We start from the raw sequence: 19,709 nt of genomic DNA, 5'->3' as shown, positions 1-19,709 counted from the left end.
TTCAGACGGTTGCGGGGACCAGGTCGAGCTTCCCGGCCAGCTTCGCCAGGTAGCCCGTCGCGCGTTCCACCGAGTCGTCGGGCAGGCCGTAGAGCACGGTGGTCACGCCGATCTCACGCCACTTCGCGAGCTTCTCCGGGACCGGTTTGAAGTCGAGGACGACGATCTCCGGCTGACCTTCGCGGCCGGCGTCGGACCAGATCTGCTTGAGCAGTGCGACAGACCCCTCGATGTCCTCTTCACCCGGCGTGGTGATCCAACCGTCGGCACTGCGAGCGATCCACTTGAAGTTCTTCTCGTTGCCGGCCGCACCCACCTGCACGGGGATGTGACCCTGCGTCGACTTGGGCCACGCCCAGCTCGGCCCGAAGTTCACGAACTCGCCGCTGTACTCGGCTTCTTCCTGCGTCCACAGTGCGCGCATCGCCTCGAGGTATTCGCGCAGCATGGTTCGACGCCGCTTCGGCGGCACGTTGTGGTCGGCGAGTTCGTCGAGGTTCCAACCGAATCCGACGCCGAGGGTCACACGACCCCCGGAGATGTGGTCGAGAGTGGCGATGGTCTTGGCCAGGGTGATCGGGTCCGACTGCACCGGGAGCGCCACGGCGGTCGCCAGGCGGATGCGTTCGGTGACCGCGGCCGCGGCGGCGAGCGACGTCCACGGGTCGAGGGTGCGCATGTACCGGTCGTCGGGCAGGGTCTCGTCACCGGTCTGCGGGTGCGCGGCATCGCGGCGGGTGGGGATGTGCCCGTGTTCGGGAACGTAGTACGACGCGAAGCCGGCGTTCTCGATCAGCGGTGCCAGCACATGCGGCTTGAGCCCGCGATCGCTGGTGAACTGCACGATTCCGAAATCCATGTGGCCTCCCCGGGCACCGTTGCTGCCGCCCGGGACAGAATCGGACGGTTGACTGGACACCAGTCTAGGTGATGGGCGCCACAGAGACCAGGGGTTCGCGCGTCGCGAGGAGGCCTAGGGCGCGACGGTCAATCGCTGCCGGACGTCGCGGAAGATGCCGTTGGCGACACTGGTGCGACTCACGGCATCGGCCGCCAGGACGACGGCAGCCGACGTCCAGCAACTCTTCTCCACCGGCCAGCGTTTGCCGTCGGCGAAAACCAGTCCCGTCCAATACGATCCGTCGGGATCGCGCAGATGCTGGATCGAGGCGATGAGTCGGATGGCGTCGGCGGTGTCGCCGAGGGCGTCGAGAGCCAGTGCCAGCTCGCAGGTTTCGGCACCGGTGACCCAGGGGCGGTGATCGACGCACCGCACACCCTTGCCGGGTACGACGAAGTCGTTCCAGCGTCGGGCGATCAGTTTCTGCCCGGCTTCTCCGCGCACCGCGCCACCGAGGATCGGGTAGTACCAGTCCATCGAGTGCTCGGACGGGGGCGTGAAGATCTCCCATTCGGAGTCGCGCGCGGTGTCCGTGCGGATGGCGTCGCCGAGCTTGGTGTGCGCGGCGGTCCACGCATCGTCGGGCTGATCCAGCTCGGCGGCGATCCGGATCGCGCAGTCGAGGGCCTGGAAGATGCTGGCGTTACCGGTGATCAGGGCCTCGCCGAACATCGCGCCGGTGCGGTGGTCGCCGCCCCAGCGGAAGGCGCCGTCGTCGCGCTGGAAGCGCAGCACACAGTCGATGGCCGACCAGACGACCGGCCACATCCGCTGGAGGAAGGCATCGTCGCCGGTGATCAGGTAGTGGTGCCAGACCCCCACCGCGATGTAGGCGCAGAAGTTGGAGTCGGTGCCGGCGTCCTCCACCTTGCCGCAGACGGTGCGGATCGGCCACGAGCCGTCGGCGCGCTGCTTACGCCGCGACCACTCGTAGGCCGCCTCGGCCTCGGCGTGAAAACCGGTCACCGACAACGCCATCGCCGATTCGATGTGATCCCACGGGTCGGTCTGCCCACCGGGGAACCACGGCAGTGCACCGGATTCCTCCTGCATGCCGACGATGGCCGCGCCGGTGGCGCGCATCTGCTCGGCGGTGACCACTCCAGGGACAGCCGGAGCGGCCGTCATGAAGACGCGGCGGTCTCGGGCTTACGGAGATACAGTGCCACGGACTTGCCGATGATCGGGTTGAGCACCTGCTCGCCCACACGGGTCAGCCACGGCTTGCTCATCATGTCCCAGACGAGCAGCTGGTGGTATCCCTTGACCAGTACGTTGTCGTTGTTCTCCACGCCGACAGCACATTTCAGCCACCAGTACGGTGCGTGGAGGGCGTGTGCGTGATCGGTTCCGGTGACCTCGAGGCCCGCCTTGCGCAGCTTGTCGGACAGTTCCGAGGCCTTGTAGATGCGGACGTGTCCGCCCTCGACCTCGTGGTACTCGTCCGACAGGGCCCAGCAGACCTTCTCCGGCCAGTACCGCGGCACCGTCACGGCGGCAACGCCACCGGGCTTGAGGACGCGGACCATCTCGCTGATCGCGCCCTCGTCGGTCGGGATGTGCTCGAGGATCTCGGACATGAGGACCACGTCGAAGCTGTTGTCCGCGTACGGGAGACGCAGGGCGTCGCCGACCTCGGCGCGAGCCTTGGCCGACGCGGGCACATGCCCCTCGGCCGTCATGGCGTCGAACATCTCCGCGACGTCGGCCATGTCGCTCTCCGACATGTCGAAGGCGATGACATCCGCTCCCCGACGGAACATCTCGAAGGAGTGTCGTCCCTGACCCGCCCCGATGTCGATCGCCTTGGTGCCCGGGCCCACGCCCAGACGGTCGAAATCAACTGTCAGCACTCGATGTCCCTTCTGTTGCTCGCCGATGACCGGCCAGCACGGTTTCGTAGTGAGCCGCCGTCTTCGCGGCCACTGCGGCCCAGCTGTAGTTCTCCTCGGCGCGGCGTCGACCGCCCGCACCGAGACGAGCCCGCAGCTCGGAGTCGTCGAACAGTCGCCCGATCGCCTGGGCCAGGCGTCCGGAATCCCGTGGCGGGACCAGCAGCGCGGCTTCCTCTGACGTGCCGACGACCTCCGGGATCGCACCGGCGCGAGTGGCCACGAGCGGTGTCCCACAGCTCATCGCCTCGACCGCAGGCAACGAGAAGCCCTCGTACAGCGACGGCACACAGGCGACCTCGGCCGAGGCCAGGAGTTCTGCGATCTCGGAGTCCTCGAGTCCCGAGACCACCGACACCCGGTCGCCGATTGCCAGATCCTCGATCATCTTGGCAGAAGGCCCATTCGGGTCCAACTTGGACACAAGTACCAGTTTGACGTCGTCACGTTCGGCAGCGAGCTTCGCCACCGCCTCGAGCAGGTAGGACACACCCTTGAGCGGCGCGTCGGCGCTGGCGACACAGACGATCCGGCCCGGGACGCGTTCTGCACGTGGGGTGAAGATCTCGGTGTCGACGCCGAGCGGGATCGTGGTGATACGGCCCGACGGGATGTCGAAGGCCTTGCGGATGTCGACCTCGCTGCTGCGAGAAACGGTGAGCAGCTCCGGGATCCGGCGAGAGACACGCCCCTGCATACGCAGGAAGGAGTGCCAGCGCCACGCGGTGATCTTCCGCCAGCCCTTGGCCGCCTTGACCGCGAGGGTGCGGTCACGCGTGATCGGGTGGTGGATCGTCGCGATCAGCGGGAAGCCCGCCTTCTGGATCTCGAGCAGTCCGTAACCGAGACACTGGTTGTCGTGCACGATGTCGAAGTCGTCGCGCCGTTCCTTCAGCAACCGGGCGACCCGCAGGCTGAAGGTGAGCGGTTCGCCGAAACTCGCCGTCCACATCGATCCGACCTCGAGCAGATCGATCCAGTCGCGGTACTCGTTCAGCTTCGGCGTACGGAACGGGTCCGGCTCGTCGTAGAGCCCGAGGCTGGGCACCTTGGTGATCGTGACACCGGCGTCGATGGCCGACTGGTCCAGCTCCGGATACGGCTGCCCGGAGAAGATCTCGACGCTGTGCCCGAGGAGCGCGAGCTCGCGGGAGAGGTGACGGACGTAGACGCCCTGCCCACCGCAATGAGGTTTGCTGCGGTAGGACAGCAGTGCAACCCGCACGGTTACTGCGCTCCGGCGGTGGCAGCCGCCTCGAACTCGGAGATGCTGACGAACTTGGCCCGCGCTCGACCGGCGGCCTTGCCCGCGGACTTCTCGGCTGCGTCGATGGCCTTCCATCCCGCCAGGTCGATGCGATTGGCACCGCGGTCGGCGCACAGCGCGGCGACGTCGTCACGCGGGGTCGACGGGTCGCCGATGCTCCCGGCGACGAAGTCGTCGATCACGGCGCGTGCCGTCTCCTGACCGCACAGTCGATTCATGCCGATACCACCTGTCGCTCCACGTTTGATCCAGCCGGTGACGTACAGCCCCGGCATCACGTCGCCCTCCGTCGCCGCCTGCACGCGTCCCTCGGCGTTCGGGACGACGCCGCGCCCCTCGTCGAAGGGGAGGTCGGTGACCGGGACGCCGCGGTACCCGATGGCCCGCAGGACCAGGCCGGTCTCGAGGTCGAATTTCTCGTCGGTGGCCTTCACGGCCACGCGGCCGGCGGCGTCGTCGTCGGCTTCGGTGTAGGCATTGCGCACGCACGTCAGCGTAGTCACTTCGCCGTCACCGGCAATTTCTACCGGAGATGCGAGGAACCGGAAGACGATCCGCTTGTTGCCGGGGGTCTGCGGACGTTCGGAGAACTCGCGGGCCAGCCGGATCTTGGTGGCGATGGTCGAGTCGAGTGTGTCGTCGGCCAGTGCCGCCTCGGACGACTCGTCGAGGACCAGGTCCTCGGGATCGATGACCACGTCGACGCCCTCGACGTCGCCGAGGGCGAGGAACTCGCTGTTGGTGTAGGCCGCCTGCGCGATGCCGCGTCGGCCCAGCAACACGACTTCGGAGATGTTCGACTCGCGCAGCTTCGCCAGGGCGTGGTCGGCGATGTCGGTCTTGGCCAGTTCGTCGGGATCGGTGACGAGGATCCGCGCCACGTCCAGGGCGACGTTGCCGTTGCCGACGACGACCGCCCGCTCCGAGGAGAGGTCGACATCGAGGTCGGCAAAGTCCGGGTGGCCGTTGTACCAGGCGACGAACTGGGTGGCCGCGACGGAGTTGCGCAGGTCCTCGCCCTCGATGTTCAGCCGCTTATCGGTCGCGGCGCCCACCGCGTAGATGACCGCGTGGTAGCGGGCGACGAGTTCGTCGTGGCTGATGTGCTTGCCGACCTCGACGTTGAGGTAGTAGTCGAAGTTCTTCTTGGCGGCGACCGACGCGAAGGTCTTCTCGACACCCTTGGTGGCGGCGTGGTCCGGGGCGACGCCCGCGCGGACCAGGCCGTAGGGCGTGGGCAGACGGTCGAACATGTCGACCTTGATGGACGGTTTGCGGACGAGTTCCTCGGCGGCGTAGAACGCGGCCGGACCGGCCCCGATGATCGCGACGTGCAGTTCCCGGTCGGGCAGCTGCGGCGCCTTACGCGGCGGGACGAGCCCGCCCTCGACGTCGTGGTCCTTGTAGTAGTCCGCGTTGATCTGCAGATAGGGCTCATCGCGCTCGGTGAGCTGATCGTCGGGAACGATCGCCTCGACCGGGCACTCGTCGATGCACGCGCCGCAGTCGATACAGGTCTCCGGGTCGATGTAGAGAGCCTCGGCAGTCAAGAACTCCGGCTCGTCCGGCGTCGGGTGGATGCAGTTCACCGGACACACGCTCACGCAACTGGCGTCGTTGCAACATGGACGGGTAATCACATGCGCCATCTGCTGTTTCTCCGTAATTCCACACGTAGAACGTGTTCTAGTTTCAGCCTTGACTGTATCTTAACTGCAAAGATACCTGCGACCCATCGAAGGGACCCGAGTGAGCCAGGTTACGTCAGACGTGAGAGCGGGGTCACTCCCCGACCGCAAGGAGGGCGCCCGGTTCTACCAGGCGGAGTACCGGGTCCGGACCGGTGATGTCGACCAGGACATGCGGGTGCGGCTCGACGCCGTCGCGCGGTACCTGCAAGACGTCGCCAACGACAATCTCGAGGCCACCGAGTTCGGGAAGACCGAGCCTTTCTGGATCGTCCGGCGCACCATCATCGACGTCATCCGGCCCATCTCCTGGCCGGCGACGGTCACCGCCCAGCGCTGGTGCGGCGCGCTGTCGACGCGCTGGACCAACATGCGGGTGCGGCTCACCTCCGAACACGAGACCAACCGCTTCAATCCCGACGACCGCCCCGCGGGCCTCATCGAGACCGAGGCGTTCTGGATCAACGTCAACGACAAGGGCGTGCCGTCCCGACTCTCCGACGAGGCCTTCGAGATGTTGTCGTCGATGACCGACGAGCACCGTCTGCGATGGAAGTCGATGAACCCGGAGAAGGCGCCGGCCGCCGAGGACATCCCGTTCCCCGACCGCGAGCACGTCCTGCGGATCACCGACTTCGACCCCTTCAAGCACCTCAACAACGCCGCCTACCTCGAGGCCATCGAGGACGAGCTGGTCGAGCACCCCGACCTCGTCGACATACCGCATCGCGTCGTCATCGAGTACCTGCGGCCCATCGTGCCGGGGACCCGTCTCACCCTGCGTCGTGTCCGCGAGGGCGATCAGCTGACCGTGTGGCTGATGATGCCCGGCACCGGCGACGAACTCCTCGTCGCGGCGAGTGTGGTGGTGGGTCCGCTGCCCACCGATCGGTAGAAGAAATCCCGGGGGCTACTGACCGCCCTGGAGCAGTAGCTCCATCAGCTTGATCGGCGCCTCGCACGGGTCGCCCGCGGGTGCGCTGCGGGGTTCGACGAACCAGGTGAAGATCCCGCGGCTGGGAGCCCGCGCGGTGACCCCGCAGACGCCGGGACGGTTCGGGTCGCGTTGCGTGAAGGCGGACTGGCTGGCGACCTTGATGTTCTCGGTCTGGAAGCCGAGCTTCTTGGCCGTCTCCTTCTCGAGGTTGACGTTGCCCCACTCGAACCAGTTGAACGTCACGCTGACGACGTCGGTCGCGCCGGACACCAGCCACCGGCAGATGGCGCCGCTGAAGGACCGTTCGGCGAAGCCGCCGCCGGCCACCACGTCGGCGATCATCGCGTCGGGTAGCACGTCGCATTCGAGGAGCAGTTTGTCGAACTGATCGGTGTCGATGTCGCTGCTGCCGGACTGTCCGGCGGCGCCCACCGGCACCGGCTCACCGTCGACCGTGCGCGCGCAACCGACGAGTGCGGTCAGGCCGAGGAGGAGCGCGACGAGGACTGCGAGTGACCGCCTCATGAGGCACGCTCGATGGACAGCTTCGCCAACTCCCGTGCGGCGTCACAGATCTGCTCGATGGGCCGCGCCTCGACCGCGTCGCCCCGGATGGACCACTCGAAGAAGTCGGCGCCGAATCCCATACCGACCTCGCAGATCTGGCCGGACTGGGTGTAGCCGATGAACCCCTGGTGGCCGTCGATCTCGAGTTTGTTGGTCACGTCGCGCGACAACTTGACGTTGGCCTCTTCGCGGCCGATCGGCGAACCGCGGTACCAGTTGAACGAGGCGACGGCACCCGTCCGCGAACCGGTGGTGTCCCACTCGCAGACCGAGGTGTTGTTGACGGTCTCGGTGAGTCCACCGAAGCCGGTGATGCGGGTGACCTCTTCCAGCGTCACGCCGCCGCATTTGCCGAAGAACGGCCCGGAACCGGCCTGTGCGGGCGCCTCGGGGGTGTTCGGCCGGTTCGGGTCGGCCGGCTCGTCGTCCGAACAACCACCGACGAGCAGCACGACGACGGCGAGGAAAGCCACGAGAAAGCTCGAGTCGCGGAGCCGATCGAGTTGTCGCCGTTCGCGTTTGGTGGGCCGACCGGCACCGCGGTCGCGGCGCGGCTGGCTCGCCAGGATCTCCTTGGGCGGTGGCGGCGGCGACCGGTCGATGAAGCATTCGGCGGCCAACGGTGCCGACACCCGCTTGTTGATGGTCTTGGTGACCTCGACGATGCGTTCGCCCCCGGCGAGCCGGACCCGGACCTCGTCACCCGGCACCACCGGCTGTGCGGGTTTCGCGGTCACACCGTTCACACGGACATGGCCACCGCGGCATGCGGCGCCGGCCGCGGATCGGGTCTTGGTCAGGCGGATGGCCCAGATGTAGGCATCGACGCGCGTGGACATGGTCAGTGACCCGGCCGCCAGGCCGTCCGGCCGTGGTGACGTCCCGAATCGTCGATCATGCGCCCGCACTCCCTTCACCCGCATGCGCCCGCCGGCACCGCGCAGCGATGCGGTCGCGCTCATTGGCCACCACTGTAGCCGCGCCCATCGTCGAGTCGGGGTTCACCGCGCGGGCGTCATGCTCAGCGCTTGCGGGACAGCAGGTACACCCCGCCGCCGACGGCCAGAATGGCGAAGAGGATCGCCAGGAACGTCTGGTCGAGCAACAGCAGGACCACGAACACGGCGATACCCGGCGACACCGCGACCAGACTCATCACCGGATGCTGCCGGACGACCTCCGACACTGCCCTGCTTCTGTCGCGATCGATCGCCATCACGGCCTCCCTGCTCGGCTCCGCTGTCATCCAGCTTCAGTTGCGTCCAGGGTAGTTCCTACCCGCGCGCAGCCGCCGGAGGTCGACCCGGCGACCGACGGTGAGTCCCGAGCCCAGGGGGTCGGAAGATGGTCGACGCCCCGGCACGGATCGAGTCCAGTGCCGGGGCGCCGGTCTGTGGGCGGCCGGTGTCAGGCCGCTTCTGCGCCGGAGCCGCTCGACGAGCCCGAGTCGCTGTCGGAACCGCTTCCCGAGCCGGAGTCGCTGCCGGCGCCGGAGCCACCGCTTCCGCTGTCAGAGCCGGAGCCGCCGGCCGAGCCGGAACCGCTGTCCGAACCGCTGCCGCCGTCGGAGCCCGGGTCCGAGCCCGGGTCCGAGCTGCCCGAATCCGAGTCACCGCCGCTGTTGTCGGAGTCGGTGCCAGAGTCGTTGTCGGAGCCGTTGTCCGAGCCGGCGTCGGAATCCGCGGCGGGCACCTCGGGGGCGCGATGCTTGCCCTCGTAGCCGTCATCGGCCGCACGATGCTTGCCGACGTACTCCTCGGTGATGTCGCTGCCCGAGCCGTCGGACGCGATCTCGGGTGTTGCGTACTCGGGGCCCACGAACTCAGCGGTCTCCGGTTGCGCGAAGGTCGACGCCGCGAACTCGGCGGGAGCCGAGGTCGCAACCCGGGCGACGGTGTTCGACTGCGGGATCACGGCGTCGTCGGTTGCCGGGATGCCGAAGGGGAACTCGTAGCTCGGGATGTGGATGACCGGGATGATCTCGCCGGTGTCGAGCTGCCCGAACGTGATGACCGGGAGGCCGAGGCGGTTCGGGCGGTACTCGCCGTTCACCTCGACCAGCGGACGGAACGTCACCTGGGAACCCAGCCAGTCGACGGTGATCGGCCCGGTGAAGCCATAGTCACTGGTGAGGCGGAGGAAGTTGCCGCTCAGCAGGCCGTAGTCGCCACCGATGCTCAGGCGGGCGAAGTCCTTGGAGAGCGAGAACCAGTCTCCGTCGAAATCGACCCCCTCGCCGCCGAGTAGTGCAGACGCCAGACCGGACAGGATCTCGAGTCCGGCACCGCCCAGGACACCGGTCGGGTCTGACAGGAGCGCGGTCGGGTCGGTGAGCGCGAACTGCACTTCCCGGTTCGGTTGCCGGTAGCGGAAGTCGAAGGTTCCGGCCACGTTCGCACAGGCACCGACGCCGTCGGCGTAGCCGGCGGTGAGCCCTCCGTAGCAACCGACACCGGTGACACCCGGGATGGTGGCAAGCGGTTTACCGAGAACGGTCACGTCGAGATCCCCGGTGTTCCACGCGTGGGCGGAACCGAGGACCGCGAAGGCGAACGACGACCGGCCGTCGCTGGCCCCGGCGGTTGCGATGCTCAGCGGGAGGTACGAGACGGCGGTCGCGTTCCCGTCGCGGTACGCGAGTGCGAACTGGAAACCGTTGCCCTTGACCGTCGCCGAGCCGGTGGTGTCGGGTTCGGGCGTGATGTTCGACGGCAATTCCGTCTTGAAGATCGGCACGAGAATGACATTCGCGCCGTCCTTGATCCACTGCGGGATGTCGTCGTAGAAGTCCTTGAACGCGCCGTACACGCCGACCGGGACCAGCTCTAGGCTGTCCGGCAACACGACGGCGACGCCGAATCCACCGAGGCCGGTGGAAGAATCGGAGCAGTCCGCGCCACCTCTGTCGCCGCCGGAGGCACAGAGTTCGACCCGCCAGGCCTCGACGAGCTCAGCCAGCGCCTCGTTGTTGATGTCGGCGAGGAGTTCACCCAGAGGGTTCGTGCCGTACTCGTTTTTCAGGTCCTTGATCTGGTTGGCCAGACCGGTACCGGTCGTCGGGGTCGGCCACCACCACGAAGCCGCCTCCGCGGCTGCCGGTTCCATCGCCTGCCCGGCGCCGATCGCGGCCACCGTGGCGATCGCGGCAGCGCCCGCGACGACGCGGTGCTGACGCTTCTGCTTGCGGTCCGCGCGTCGCGCGACCTTCTCCGAACGCTGAGTTCCGTTCCGCCCCATGCTGGTCACTCGTCCAACTTTCTTTCTTCCCACCCCTTGCGCTGAGCAAGTTAAGCATCGGAAATCGAAAATTGGTAGCCGGGACGAGACACGTGCACAAAACCGTCCCGTTGGACAAACGACCAGGTGGGAGCAGCGCTCGGAGGACGTTCGAGTTCCGTATGACGCCAAGCCCGGTTTCCGGGTTCGACGTCATACGGAACTCACCTGGACACTCGCTCTACCAGCGGTCGCGATCCAGTTCCGTTCCCGCAGCACCGGCGTCGGCCGCGCAACCGAAGCCGACGATCCACCGCGCGGGTCCAGTCTCCCCGGCGGCCACCTCGACCTTGCCCAACATCATCGGTTCCGGGAGGGCGGCGAGGAACTCGCCCAGCGCGGCCGGGGACAGGCGCCAAACCTCGCCCCGGATCACCCGTCCCACAGCGGGATCGCGGATGAGTCCCGGCTTCGGAGGGACGGTGTCGAGCGCGACGAGGCGGTAGGCCGGGGTCGTCGTGATCTCCCCCGCCCAGCGGGCACCTCGTTCGCTGAGCTCGTGGGTGAGCGGACCGCCCCGCATGTGCGCACCGAAAACCGCGAGTTCGATCGCCTCCTCGGTCTCCACCCACGACGCCCCGAGATCGGGAACACCGAGAAACCGGGCCGCCACGTCGACGAGAACCGCGTCCTCATGCGCAGCACCGAGGAAGGTGACGCCGAATTGCGCTCGGCTACCATCACTTTCGGGCACTTCACCGCTCGGCACGGCGAGCCCGCACAGGTCGAAGAGGTTGCAGAAGTTGGTGTACGTACCCAACCGCGAGTTGACGCCGACGGGGTCGGCGGCGACCGAGGCGATCGTCGGGTGCGCAGGCGCGGTGGGAACCATCAGCACGGCGGCGTCGCCCCACTCCCCCATGGCCTCTGCCCGGAGTTCGGCGAGTCGACGTCGGGCGCGCAGCAGGTCGACCGCGCTGAATCGCGAAGCGGCACCGATGATCCCGGCGACAGTGGAGTCGATTCCGGCGGCTGCCGGGTCCGCCGAGTCCAGGAAATCGCCGACGGCGTCGTGCCGTTCGGCGACGAGCGCGTCCTCGTACAGCAGCTTCGCTGCCGCCAGGAACGGCGACAGATCGATGGTCTTGGTCACGAAGCCTGCGGCCTCGGCCCGCAACACCGCTTCGGCGAACGCGGCATGCCACGCCTCGTCGAGTTCGGGCAGTTCGGCGGGTACGGCGACGACGGGTCGTTCCGGCGCGGCCAGCGGCACCGACGACCCGAACGGCCGGGGGCCCTGTGCGGCGGCCATCGCCGCCATCGCCCGATTGGCGAGCGGCAGGTCTGCGGCGAAGATCGTCACGGCGTCGTAGCTCGCACAGGCCGGCACGACACCGTCGGTGGAGATCGCCCCGACCGTGGGTTTGACCCCGACGAGCCCTGCGAATCCGGCGGGTACGCGCCCGGACCCGGCGGTGTCGGTGCCGATCGCGATGTCGGCGAATCCGAGTGCGACGGCCACCGCGGAACCTGAGCTCGAACCGCCCGAGACGCGGTCGGGTCGTCGAGAATCCCGCACCGCGCCATAGGGACTGCGTGTCCCGACGAGGCCGGTGGCGAACTGGTCGAGGTTCGTCTTGCCGATCACCACCGCACCGGCGGCCCGTAGTGCCGCGACCACGGGGGCGTCGGTGGCGGGTGTGTAGGCGTAGCCCGGGCATGCGGCCGTGGTCGGCAGCCCGGCGACGTCGACGTTGTCCTTGACCGCGAGGACCGTACCGGCCAGGTCTCCGCCCGTTGCGAGGGCTGCGTCGAACTCGGCCGCGACCTCAGCCTGCGGACGCAGCGTGATGAAGACCTCCGGACGGTCCGCCTCGGCGATCCGCGTGTAGATCTCGTCGACCTTGCTCATGCCACCCGCTCCTCGTTCTCGGCCCCGGCCGTGCTCAGATCGGCGGCGAATTCACCCTGCGCAGACCATCTCTGACGTTCCTCGGCGCGGGCGATCTCCATCTTCTCCCGCCGGAAGGCGATGTCGCCGGCGTTGGCGTCCAGGAACCGCTGGTGTTCGGCCAGCGAGAAGACACCGTCGGCGATCTTCGTGCTGTCCCCGCGGCCGGCCGCGACGTCGGCGCGCATGTCGAGGAGTTCCTCGGCACTGACCGGATACCAGGAGATGCGGTCGAAGAAACGCAGTAGCCAGGGATGCTCGGGATCGAAGCCGGGTGCCGGCAACGGGTGTCGGTGGTTCCACACCTGCGTGGTGCGTCCGACGAACTGATAACCGCCGGGGCCTTCCATGCCGTAGATACACAGGTAGGCGCCGCCGATGCCGACCGCGTTCTCCGGGGTCCAGGTTCGGGCGGGGTTGTACTTCGTGGTGACGAGCCGATGCCGAGGGTCCAGTGGAACCGCAACGGGCGCACCGAGGTACACATCCCCCAGGCCGAGCACCAGGTAACTGGCGTCGAACACGGTCCGGTAGACGTCGTCGACGGAGTCGAGTCCGTTCATGCGGCGGATGAACTCGATGTTCCACGGGCACCACGGAGCGTCGGAGCGGACGCCGAGCATGTAGCGCTCGATGGCCTCACGGGTGGCCGGGTCGTCCCAGGACAGCGGCAGATGCACCGTTCGGCTGGGCACCACGAGGTCCTCGGCCGCGGGCAGCTGGCTCTCACATTCGGTGAGCCACTCGAGCATCCCGGACTGGGACCACACGTCCGGATCGGCCTTGACCTGCAGCGACCGGATACCGGGTGTGAGATCGATGAGGCCCCTGGGCTTCTCGGCGGTGATGCGCTCGCTCAGGGCATGCACACGAGCACGCAGGGCCAGATCGAGCTGCATGTCGCCGTATTCGACGAGGATGTTGTCGTCACCGGAACGCCGGTAGGTCACCGAGGTGGTCCCGTCGGCGGTCGTCGTCGAGCCGAGGATGCCGTTGTCGGCGTCGCCGCCCGAGGACAGGACGTCGACGAAGCTCGCACGCCGGCCGAGACCGGTCTCCTTGGGCGACGCGGTCTCCTCGCTGCGCACCGCCACGAAGCGGATCGTGTCACCGGGCTTGAGCTGGCCGAGCTTCCACCGCTGGGCGGTCACGACCGTCACCGGGCACACGAACCCGCCGAGGCTGGGGCCGTCGGGACCGAGCAGGATCGGGGTGTCACCGGTGAAATCCAGCGCACCGACGGAATACGCGTTGTCGTGGATGTTCGACGGGTGCAGACCCGCCTCGCCGCCGTCGTTGCGCGCCCACCGCGGCTTGGGACCGATGAGCCGGATGCCGGTCCGATCGGAGTTGAAGTGCACCTCGTAGTCGGTGGCGAACACGTCGGCTATGTCTGCCTCGGTGAAGAACTCCGGCGCGCCGTGCGGACCGACGGTCACCGCCAGCTGCCAGGTGTTGGTGAAGGCGGGCTGCTCGTCACCGAGGATGCGCCGCGCCGGGCCGGTCGGGGCGCCGAGCAGCGCGAGCTGATCACCGGCCGCGAGCGGGCGGCCGTCCAGACCGCCGAATCGACCCATCGTGAACGTGGAACGGCTCCCGAGGTAGTCCTCGGCGTCGAGACCGCCGGACACCGCGATGTACGCCCGCATGCCGAGCGACCCCACCGTCCCGACGTCGAGGACGTCACCGGCCGAGACCGTCAGCGGAACCCATTGCGGCACAGACTTTCCGTTGAGGCTCACGGTCACCGGTGCGCCGGTGACCGCCACGACGGCGTCGGCGTCGAACCGCAGCGCCGGGCCCATCAGGGTGACCTCGAGACCGGCTGCCGTCTCGGGGTTCCCGACCGCGAGGTTGGCCAGACGGAATGACAAGTCGTCCATGGGGCCGGACGGCGGAACCCCGACCTTCCAGTACCCGATACGACCGGGCCAGTCCTGGATGGTGGTCAGCGGACCGGACCGCAGGACGGTGACGGGGGCGGGCGTGGCGGCCCCGGTGGCGGCAGACATGGTGTGGTTCCTCGCAGGTCGGAGTGCAGTAAGGGTGTCGGCGCGACGGTCCTAGGCCGCGGGTCGGGTCACGATCACGCGGACCGCGGTCGGATCGAATCCGTTGCAGGGATTGTTGATCTGCGGGCAGTTGGAGATCAGCACCAGGGTGTCGGCGTCGGCCCGCAGGGCGAGGCGTTTGCCGGGGGCCGACAGACCGTCGACGATGCCGAGGGAGCCGTCGGGATCGACCGGCACGTTCATGAAGAAGTTGACGTTGCCGACCAGATCGGCCTTGCCGAGTCCGTGCCGACTGCCCTCGATCAGGAAGTTCTCGACGCATGCGTGCTGATGCTTGGTGTGGTGGCCGTAGCGGAGCGTGTTGGATTCCTGCGAGCAGGCGCCGCCCACGGTGTCGTGGTTGCCGACCTCGTCGGCGACGATCGTCATCAGCGGTTCGCCCTCCTGGTCGCGGATGACGGTGCCGGTGGTCAGGAAGATGTTGCCCTGCGCAGCGATCGTGGCCTGCGCCGAATAGCGCTTGGCGTGGTCGGCCGCACCGTAGAAGAGCGTGTCGACGGCCTGGTTCCCGTACAGGTCGACGATGGTGAGCACGTCGCCGGCGGCGACGATCCCCGACCAGGGTCCGCGTTCGCCGACCAGGCCGTCGTGGACGACGGCGCCGGACACGAGGGCCAGGTCCGCGGCAGGGGCGGTGGCGAGATCGATGGTGGTGGTCATGAGTGTGTTCCTCTCGGGTCGGGACGCTCAGAAACGAGCTGCGGCCCAGGCGTCTTCGGAGTTGGCGACGGCACGCTGGTATTCGGGATCGCTGTCCGCGACACCGGCGAGCAGGGAGTCGAGATCAGGCCGGGCCTTCCACGCGAGCACCTCGAGCGAGGTGGTGTCGAAGGTCGGCGACGGATCGACGGGATGTGCGGTGTTCGCGATCGCCACGACGCACGGCAGGTGCAGGATCAGGTCGACCGACGTGCCGGCGCCCGCGGAACCGGTGGAGTGCAACGAGCCGTCGTCCTCGACCTTCACCCCGTGGAAGAACGACACCGACGGGGCGACGTCGGTCGGGGTCAGGCCGTGCTTCGCCGCGGCGAGGGTGAACATCTCGCGTCCTGCCGGGCTGGCCGAATGAACGTGTCCGTCCCCGTACTTCGCGGTGTTGGCGGCGAGGGTCGTGGTGCCGCAGAGAGCGTCATGGTGTCCGGAACCGTCGGCGACGATCGTCGCGAGGACGCGGCCCTGGTCACTCAGCAGCGGGTGCCCGGTGCCGAGGTAGGCCTGCCACGGAACCTTCACGGTGTCGGCGACATTCAGCCGCTCCCACGGTGCGTCGGCACGCCACAGCAGGAGGTGCGCGCAGGCCGACCCGGCGACGTCGTGCAGGCGCAGCCGTGTGCCACGGGCCAGGACCTTGCTCGTGTACCGCCCACCGGGCACGGTCTCGGCCCAGGTGAGGCCGGCGGGGTCGACGTCGGCCGGCGGGTTCGGCCAGTTCGACGCCGGGACGACGGGCATGCTGTCGGTGATGCGACCGGCCTGCGACCGGGCGTGTTCACGGGCTCCCGCGGTGGTGCCGGTGCCGGTGGCGGTGATGGTCATGTCGGATGTCTCCTCAGAATGTGGTTGTGGTTGCGGGTGTGATCGCGAGTCGCCAGGCCTTCGAGGCTCGTCGCTTTCACTCCTCTCACCTCAGGCAGCAACGGGCTCAGGCAGCGAGTTCGACGGGCTTCGGATGTTCCTTGCCGCGCGGGAAGCACGCGATGCCGGCGATGACGGTGACCGCGATGACGATCGGCCCGGCCCAGCGCAGGACCGGCATGTCACCGGCCGGGTCGAAGACCTCGGCACGCGGCCAGGCGAGGTTGACGACCATCAGCGCGCCGTAGAGCACGGCGAGGAGATTCACCACGATCCCGAAACGGCCGAGGCCGAACAGTTTCCGGCCGCCCGCGTCGACACCGCCCTGGTGCGGCCAGCCATGGAACCGGCGGTAGAGCATCGGACCGGTGACGGCGAGGTAGGCCAGGTAGATCAGGATGATGCACACGCTGGCGAGCGTCGCGAAGATCGCGGAGTTGCCTACGTTGACCACCAGGACGCCGATGCAGAGCACGCCGATGAGGATCGACGGGGCGATCGGGGTGCCCGTCCGCGAGTTGACGTGTGCCAGTTGCTTCGAGAACGGCAGCCGGCCGTCGCGGGCCATCGAGAACATGAGGCGGGAGCATGCGGTCTGGATGGCGAGGGTGCAGATGAAGATCGCGACCGCGACGTCGCAGAGCAGGACCTTGCCCCAGAAGCTGCCGAGCACCGAGTCGAGCACGTAGGGCAGGCCCCCGATGGCGAGTTCCTCGCTGAGCGTCGGAGCGGCCATGAGTGCGCCCAGCAGCATCAGGCCGCCGCCGATGGCCGAGACCGTCAGTGCCATGCGGATCGTGCGCGGTGCGACGCGACGCGGGTCGCGGGTCTCCTCCGCGAGCTCGCCGGCCGAACCGAATCCGACCATCACGTAGGCGGCCATCAGGCCCGAGACGATGAACGCCCAGATGTAACCGGGCTGCTGACCGGGGGCGCCGGTGTCGAAGACGACGCCCGGACCGCGCTGAGCGTGGGTGAACAGCGCCAGGATCACCGCGACCACGCCGACGAGTTCGCAGACCACGCCGATGCTGTTGACGCGGCTCATCCAGGTGACACCGACGCAGTTGATGGCGGTGACGATCACCAGCAGGATCGAACCGAGCAGCACCGCGTTCGACGCGCCGCTGGTGCTGGTGAGCGTGGGATCGTCGCCGACTAGCTGGAAGCCCATCCACACCGACGGCAGCACCACCTGGAGGGCGATGGCCGCCGCGGCGGCGGTAACGACCTGCGCGATCATCATGAACCAGCCGCCGAACCAGCCGATGACCTCACCGCCCATGCGGCGCGACCACTGGTAGATCGCGCCCGAGATCGGGTAGCGCGCAGCGATTTCGGCGAAGCACAGGGCCACCAGGAACTGGCCCGCGTAGACGATCGGCCACGTCCAGAAGAAGGCCGGGCCGCCGAACCCGAAACCCAGGCCGAAGAACTGGAAGACCGTGGTCAGGATCGAGACGAAGGAGAAGCCGGCCGCAAAGGAGGCGAACTTGCCGAGCGACCGGTGCAGCTGCTGGTCGTAACCGAACTCGGAGAGGTCATCGGCGTCGTGGTCGCCGGCCGGCGTGGTGACCGGTTGCGCGACGGTCTTTTCCGGGGTTGTGGTCATGATGCGTTCTTTCTGTCGAGGAGCTCCTCGTTGAGCGCGTATCTGTCAGGTGATAGATAAGCGAACGCACATTTCTTTCGGTTGACAGTTTTGTTCCGTCCGCGAAAACGTGGGTAACGACTGCGTTAATCGGCCCAGGTCGCGGGATCGCACCGTCATCCGAGGGTTCCAGGGCATGGTCAACTATGTCGAGAACATCCACCACAGCAGGAGGAATCATGACGACCGGCACGCGCACGGCCTCCCAATCCGGCGGCCCCGGACGCCCGCGTCTGGTCCCGTCGAGACGCCGTGGCGAGACCGCCCGGGACGAGATCCTCGACGCCGCGGCCGAGCTCTTCACCCGTCACGGTTACACCGGGACGTCGACCCGGATGATCGCCGAGGCGGTGGGCATCAGGCAGGCCTCGATGTACCACTACTTCGGCACCAAGGACGACATCCTCGCGCATCTCCTGGAGACCACGGTCGTCGGCTCGGTGGAGCAGGCCCGCGCCCTGCTCGATGCCGACGGGCCTGCGCTCGGGCGACTGCTCACCCTCGCCCGCTACGACGTGGAACAGCTCGCACGCGCGCGCTGGAATCTCGGGGCGCTCTACCTGTTGCCCGAGGTCGGGGAATCGCGCTTCGTCGATTTCCGCACCGCACGACAGGAACTCGCGGCCGGGTACGCGGCACTGACGGCAGCGGCCCTCGGGGATCCCGCCGACAAACGCTGTCTGCTGCCGTTCCGGCTCGTGGAGTCGGTCATCATGATGCGCGCCGACGAGCAGCGCGGCGAACTCGGCGGCAACACCGCCGAAGGTCTCGTCGACACGATCGTCGGCGCGATCCGGATGCTGATCGAGCATCAGCCCTAGTCAGGCAGGAAAGCGGCTGCAAACGAAGCGGCCGGCACAGAAAGCGGCCCTGACGCAGTCCGCGACTGCGCCAGGGCCGATCCTTTCGGAAGTGACTCAGCAGCTGCCGATGCCACCTCCCTGTAATGCGACCTCGGCCATCCGAGCCCACGTGCACGGCACCGCGTCACGACGGGCAGGCGCCGACGGCGCGACCTGCTTCACCGCGGGTGTCGGCGTCACGCGCTTCACCGCGGGCGCCGGGGCCAGCTGTTGCTGCTTGACGGCGGGCACCGGCGTCAGCTGCTTCAGGGCGGACACCGGCAGCGGCGGGGCCACCTGGGCCGGGGCCCGATCGAGCGAGGCCGCCGTCGGCTGGGGCCGCTTGGCCGGCTTGCGGTTGAGCGGCACCTTCCACCCCTTGTCGTAACCGTGCGCCGCGCCGATGGCGACACCGGCCGCGACGGCCGGGAGTGCCACCAGGGTCGCGACCACGGCTGTTCCGATCAGCGGTCCGAACACCAGACCGGTCGGCCAGAGCGGCAGCGTGAGGAGGAGCCCGAGCCCACCACCGACCACACCGCCGACGGCGAGGGCCAGCGGAGCCGCGACCCCGGCACCGATCACGCCACCGACCGCGGCGTCGCCGACCATCTGTTCGGCGACCTTGTCCGCACGTGCGGTCGAGACCCCGTTGCTCCGAAGGACATCGGAGATGCCCGCGACGAGTTCACCGGACCCCGCGCTGATGTCCGAGGCGAGTTGCGGAGACACTGCGCGCGGGCGACGCAGTTCGAGGTTCCCGATCCGCACCACGTCACCGGCCGCCGCGGTCTGATCGGCGACGCGATGGGCGGGGCCCAGTGGCGTCGGGAGAACCGTCCTCTCACCCGTGGTGACCCGCGGCCAGGTCGACGTCACCACCGATTCCTGTTTGGTCCCAACCGAAGTGGACACCACCACCTGGGACACCGGACGGAGATCCGGCAGCGCTCCGGACGGGAGCGCCATGGTGGGGATACCCACCGTCGCGATCCCCGGTGTCGGCGGACCGGCCGCCGGGGTGGCGGCGTGGGCGGGCACGGTCACCGCGAACGACGCGGCCATCGCACACCCCAACATCGCGACCGCTGGGCGTCGAACACGCAAGCCCTGGAAGCGCGTTCGGCGTAGCTCGGTCGAAGTCCTTGAC

17 protein-coding genes are annotated in these 19,709 nt (G+C 68.2%); 2 read left to right on the top strand and 15 right to left on the bottom strand.

The window, feature by feature from the left end:
- Position 1 precedes the first annotated feature (1 nt).
- From LQD00_RS16515 to LQD00_RS16495, 5 genes are all read right to left on the bottom strand, one after another.
- Positions 2-859: an LLM class F420-dependent oxidoreductase gene (locus tag LQD00_RS16515; RefSeq protein ID WP_006866158.1), complete on the bottom strand. Its 858-nt coding sequence runs from the start codon at positions 857-859 to the stop codon at positions 2-4.
- A 114-nt stretch (positions 860-973) separates the two neighbouring features.
- On the bottom strand, positions 974-2,029 hold the full coding sequence (locus LQD00_RS16510; RefSeq protein ID WP_232718232.1) for a prenyltransferase/squalene oxidase repeat-containing protein: 1,056 nt from the start codon (positions 2,027-2,029) through the stop codon (positions 974-976).
- Entirely contained in the window at positions 2,026-2,754 is a 729-nt protein-coding gene (locus LQD00_RS16505; protein WP_006866160.1) for a class I SAM-dependent methyltransferase, read from the bottom strand. Before LQD00_RS16505 ends, LQD00_RS16510 begins: the two co-directional genes overlap by 4 nt.
- Positions 2,741-4,018, bottom strand: a complete 1,278-nt coding sequence (locus tag LQD00_RS16500) for a glycosyltransferase family 4 protein (protein WP_232718231.1) — start codon at positions 4,016-4,018, stop codon at positions 2,741-2,743. The genes LQD00_RS16505 and LQD00_RS16500 overlap by 14 nt, the downstream gene beginning before the upstream one ends.
- A gap of 2 nt (positions 4,019-4,020) precedes the next feature.
- Positions 4,021-5,709, bottom strand: a complete 1,689-nt coding sequence (locus LQD00_RS16495) for an FAD-dependent oxidoreductase (RefSeq protein ID WP_232718230.1) — start codon at positions 5,707-5,709, stop codon at positions 4,021-4,023.
- A 100-nt stretch (positions 5,710-5,809) separates the two neighbouring features.
- Here LQD00_RS16495 and LQD00_RS16490 point away from each other — a divergent pair, with 100 nt between their 5' ends.
- Complete coding sequence (locus LQD00_RS16490) at positions 5,810-6,643, top strand: acyl-[acyl-carrier-protein] thioesterase (protein WP_232718229.1); 834 nt, start codon at positions 5,810-5,812, stop codon at positions 6,641-6,643.
- Between the two features lie 15 nt (positions 6,644-6,658).
- On the opposite strand, the gene LQD00_RS16485 is transcribed toward LQD00_RS16490, so the two are convergent.
- From LQD00_RS16485 to LQD00_RS16445, 9 genes are all read right to left on the bottom strand, one after another.
- Positions 6,659-7,210, bottom strand: a complete 552-nt coding sequence (locus LQD00_RS16485) for a DUF3558 domain-containing protein (protein WP_155225516.1) — start codon at positions 7,208-7,210, stop codon at positions 6,659-6,661.
- On the bottom strand, positions 7,207-8,091 hold the full coding sequence (locus LQD00_RS16480; RefSeq protein WP_232718322.1) for a DUF3558 family protein: 885 nt from the start codon (positions 8,089-8,091) through the stop codon (positions 7,207-7,209). Before LQD00_RS16480 ends, LQD00_RS16485 begins: the two co-directional genes overlap by 4 nt.
- Positions 8,092-8,273: 182 nt before the next feature.
- On the bottom strand, positions 8,274-8,468 hold the full coding sequence (locus LQD00_RS16475) for a hypothetical protein (protein ID WP_005201466.1): 195 nt from the start codon (positions 8,466-8,468) through the stop codon (positions 8,274-8,276).
- Between the two features lie 191 nt (positions 8,469-8,659).
- Positions 8,660-10,489, bottom strand: coding sequence for a hypothetical protein (locus LQD00_RS16470; protein WP_232718321.1), 1,830 nt, complete (start codon positions 10,487-10,489; stop codon positions 8,660-8,662).
- A 220-nt stretch (positions 10,490-10,709) separates the two neighbouring features.
- Positions 10,710-12,380 (bottom strand): allophanate hydrolase, encoded by a 1,671-nt coding sequence (atzF, locus tag LQD00_RS16465; RefSeq protein ID WP_232718228.1) that lies wholly within the window; start codon positions 12,378-12,380, stop codon positions 10,710-10,712.
- Positions 12,377-14,431, bottom strand: a complete 2,055-nt coding sequence (locus LQD00_RS16460) for a 5-oxoprolinase/urea amidolyase family protein (RefSeq protein ID WP_232718227.1) — start codon at positions 14,429-14,431, stop codon at positions 12,377-12,379. The genes atzF and LQD00_RS16460 overlap by 4 nt, the downstream gene beginning before the upstream one ends.
- A gap of 51 nt (positions 14,432-14,482) precedes the next feature.
- Positions 14,483-15,151: an urea amidolyase associated protein UAAP2 gene (locus LQD00_RS16455; protein WP_232718226.1), complete on the bottom strand. Its 669-nt coding sequence runs from the start codon at positions 15,149-15,151 to the stop codon at positions 14,483-14,485.
- 27 nt (positions 15,152-15,178) lie between these two features.
- Complete coding sequence (locus tag LQD00_RS16450; protein ID WP_232718225.1) at positions 15,179-16,027, bottom strand: urea amidolyase associated protein UAAP1; 849 nt, start codon at positions 16,025-16,027, stop codon at positions 15,179-15,181.
- Positions 16,028-16,133: 106 nt separating this feature from the next.
- Positions 16,134-17,678, bottom strand: coding sequence for an amino acid permease (locus tag LQD00_RS16445; protein WP_232718224.1), 1,545 nt, complete (start codon positions 17,676-17,678; stop codon positions 16,134-16,136).
- Between the two features lie 218 nt (positions 17,679-17,896).
- Here LQD00_RS16445 and LQD00_RS16440 point away from each other — a divergent pair, with 218 nt between their 5' ends.
- Positions 17,897-18,538 (top strand): TetR/AcrR family transcriptional regulator, encoded by a 642-nt coding sequence (locus LQD00_RS16440; protein WP_232718223.1) that lies wholly within the window; start codon positions 17,897-17,899, stop codon positions 18,536-18,538.
- A gap of 96 nt (positions 18,539-18,634) precedes the next feature.
- Here the strand turns inward: LQD00_RS16440 and LQD00_RS16435 are convergent, their stop codons facing one another.
- Positions 18,635-19,624, bottom strand: coding sequence for a hypothetical protein (locus LQD00_RS16435; RefSeq protein WP_232718222.1), 990 nt, complete (start codon positions 19,622-19,624; stop codon positions 18,635-18,637).
- Positions 19,625-19,709 lie beyond the last annotated feature (85 nt).

Source organism: Gordonia metallireducens (assembly GCF_021245825.1).
Classification (GTDB): Bacteria; Actinomycetota; Actinomycetes; order Mycobacteriales; family Mycobacteriaceae; genus Gordonia; species Gordonia namibiensis.
Note: the sequence above shows the minus strand (reverse complement) of the source record. Positions and strands in the feature narration are given on the sequence as shown.

Coding starts and splice junctions, on each gene's coding strand:
- LQD00_RS16475 (WP_005201466.1), bottom strand. CDS start 8,468: ATGGCGATCGATCGCGACAGAAGCAGGGCAGTGTCGGAGGTCGTCCGG.
- LQD00_RS16515 (WP_006866158.1), bottom strand. CDS start 859: ATGGATTTCGGAATCGTGCAGTTCACCAGCGATCGCGGGCTCAAGCCG.
- LQD00_RS16495 (WP_232718230.1), bottom strand. CDS start 5,709: ATGGCGCATGTGATTACCCGTCCATGTTGCAACGACGCCAGTTGCGTG.
- LQD00_RS16445 (WP_232718224.1), bottom strand. CDS start 17,678: ATGACCACAACCCCGGAAAAGACCGTCGCGCAACCGGTCACCACGCCG.
- LQD00_RS16460 (WP_232718227.1), bottom strand. CDS start 14,431: ATGTCTGCCGCCACCGGGGCCGCCACGCCCGCCCCCGTCACCGTCCTG.
- LQD00_RS16485 (WP_155225516.1), bottom strand. CDS start 7,210: ATGAGGCGGTCACTCGCAGTCCTCGTCGCGCTCCTCCTCGGCCTGACC.
- LQD00_RS16470 (WP_232718321.1), bottom strand. CDS start 10,489: ATGGGGCGGAACGGAACTCAGCGTTCGGAGAAGGTCGCGCGACGCGCG.
- LQD00_RS16450 (WP_232718225.1), bottom strand. CDS start 16,027: ATGACCATCACCGCCACCGGCACCGGCACCACCGCGGGAGCCCGTGAA.
- LQD00_RS16455 (WP_232718226.1), bottom strand. CDS start 15,151: ATGACCACCACCATCGATCTCGCCACCGCCCCTGCCGCGGACCTGGCC.
- LQD00_RS16440 (WP_232718223.1), top strand. CDS start 17,897: ATGACGACCGGCACGCGCACGGCCTCCCAATCCGGCGGCCCCGGACGC.
- LQD00_RS16480 (WP_232718322.1), bottom strand. CDS start 8,091: ATGTCCACGCGCGTCGATGCCTACATCTGGGCCATCCGCCTGACCAAG.
- LQD00_RS16435 (WP_232718222.1), bottom strand. CDS start 19,624: ATGGCCGCGTCGTTCGCGGTGACCGTGCCCGCCCACGCCGCCACCCCG.
- atzF (WP_232718228.1), bottom strand. CDS start 12,380: ATGAGCAAGGTCGACGAGATCTACACGCGGATCGCCGAGGCGGACCGT.
- LQD00_RS16510 (WP_232718232.1), bottom strand. CDS start 2,029: ATGACGGCCGCTCCGGCTGTCCCTGGAGTGGTCACCGCCGAGCAGATG.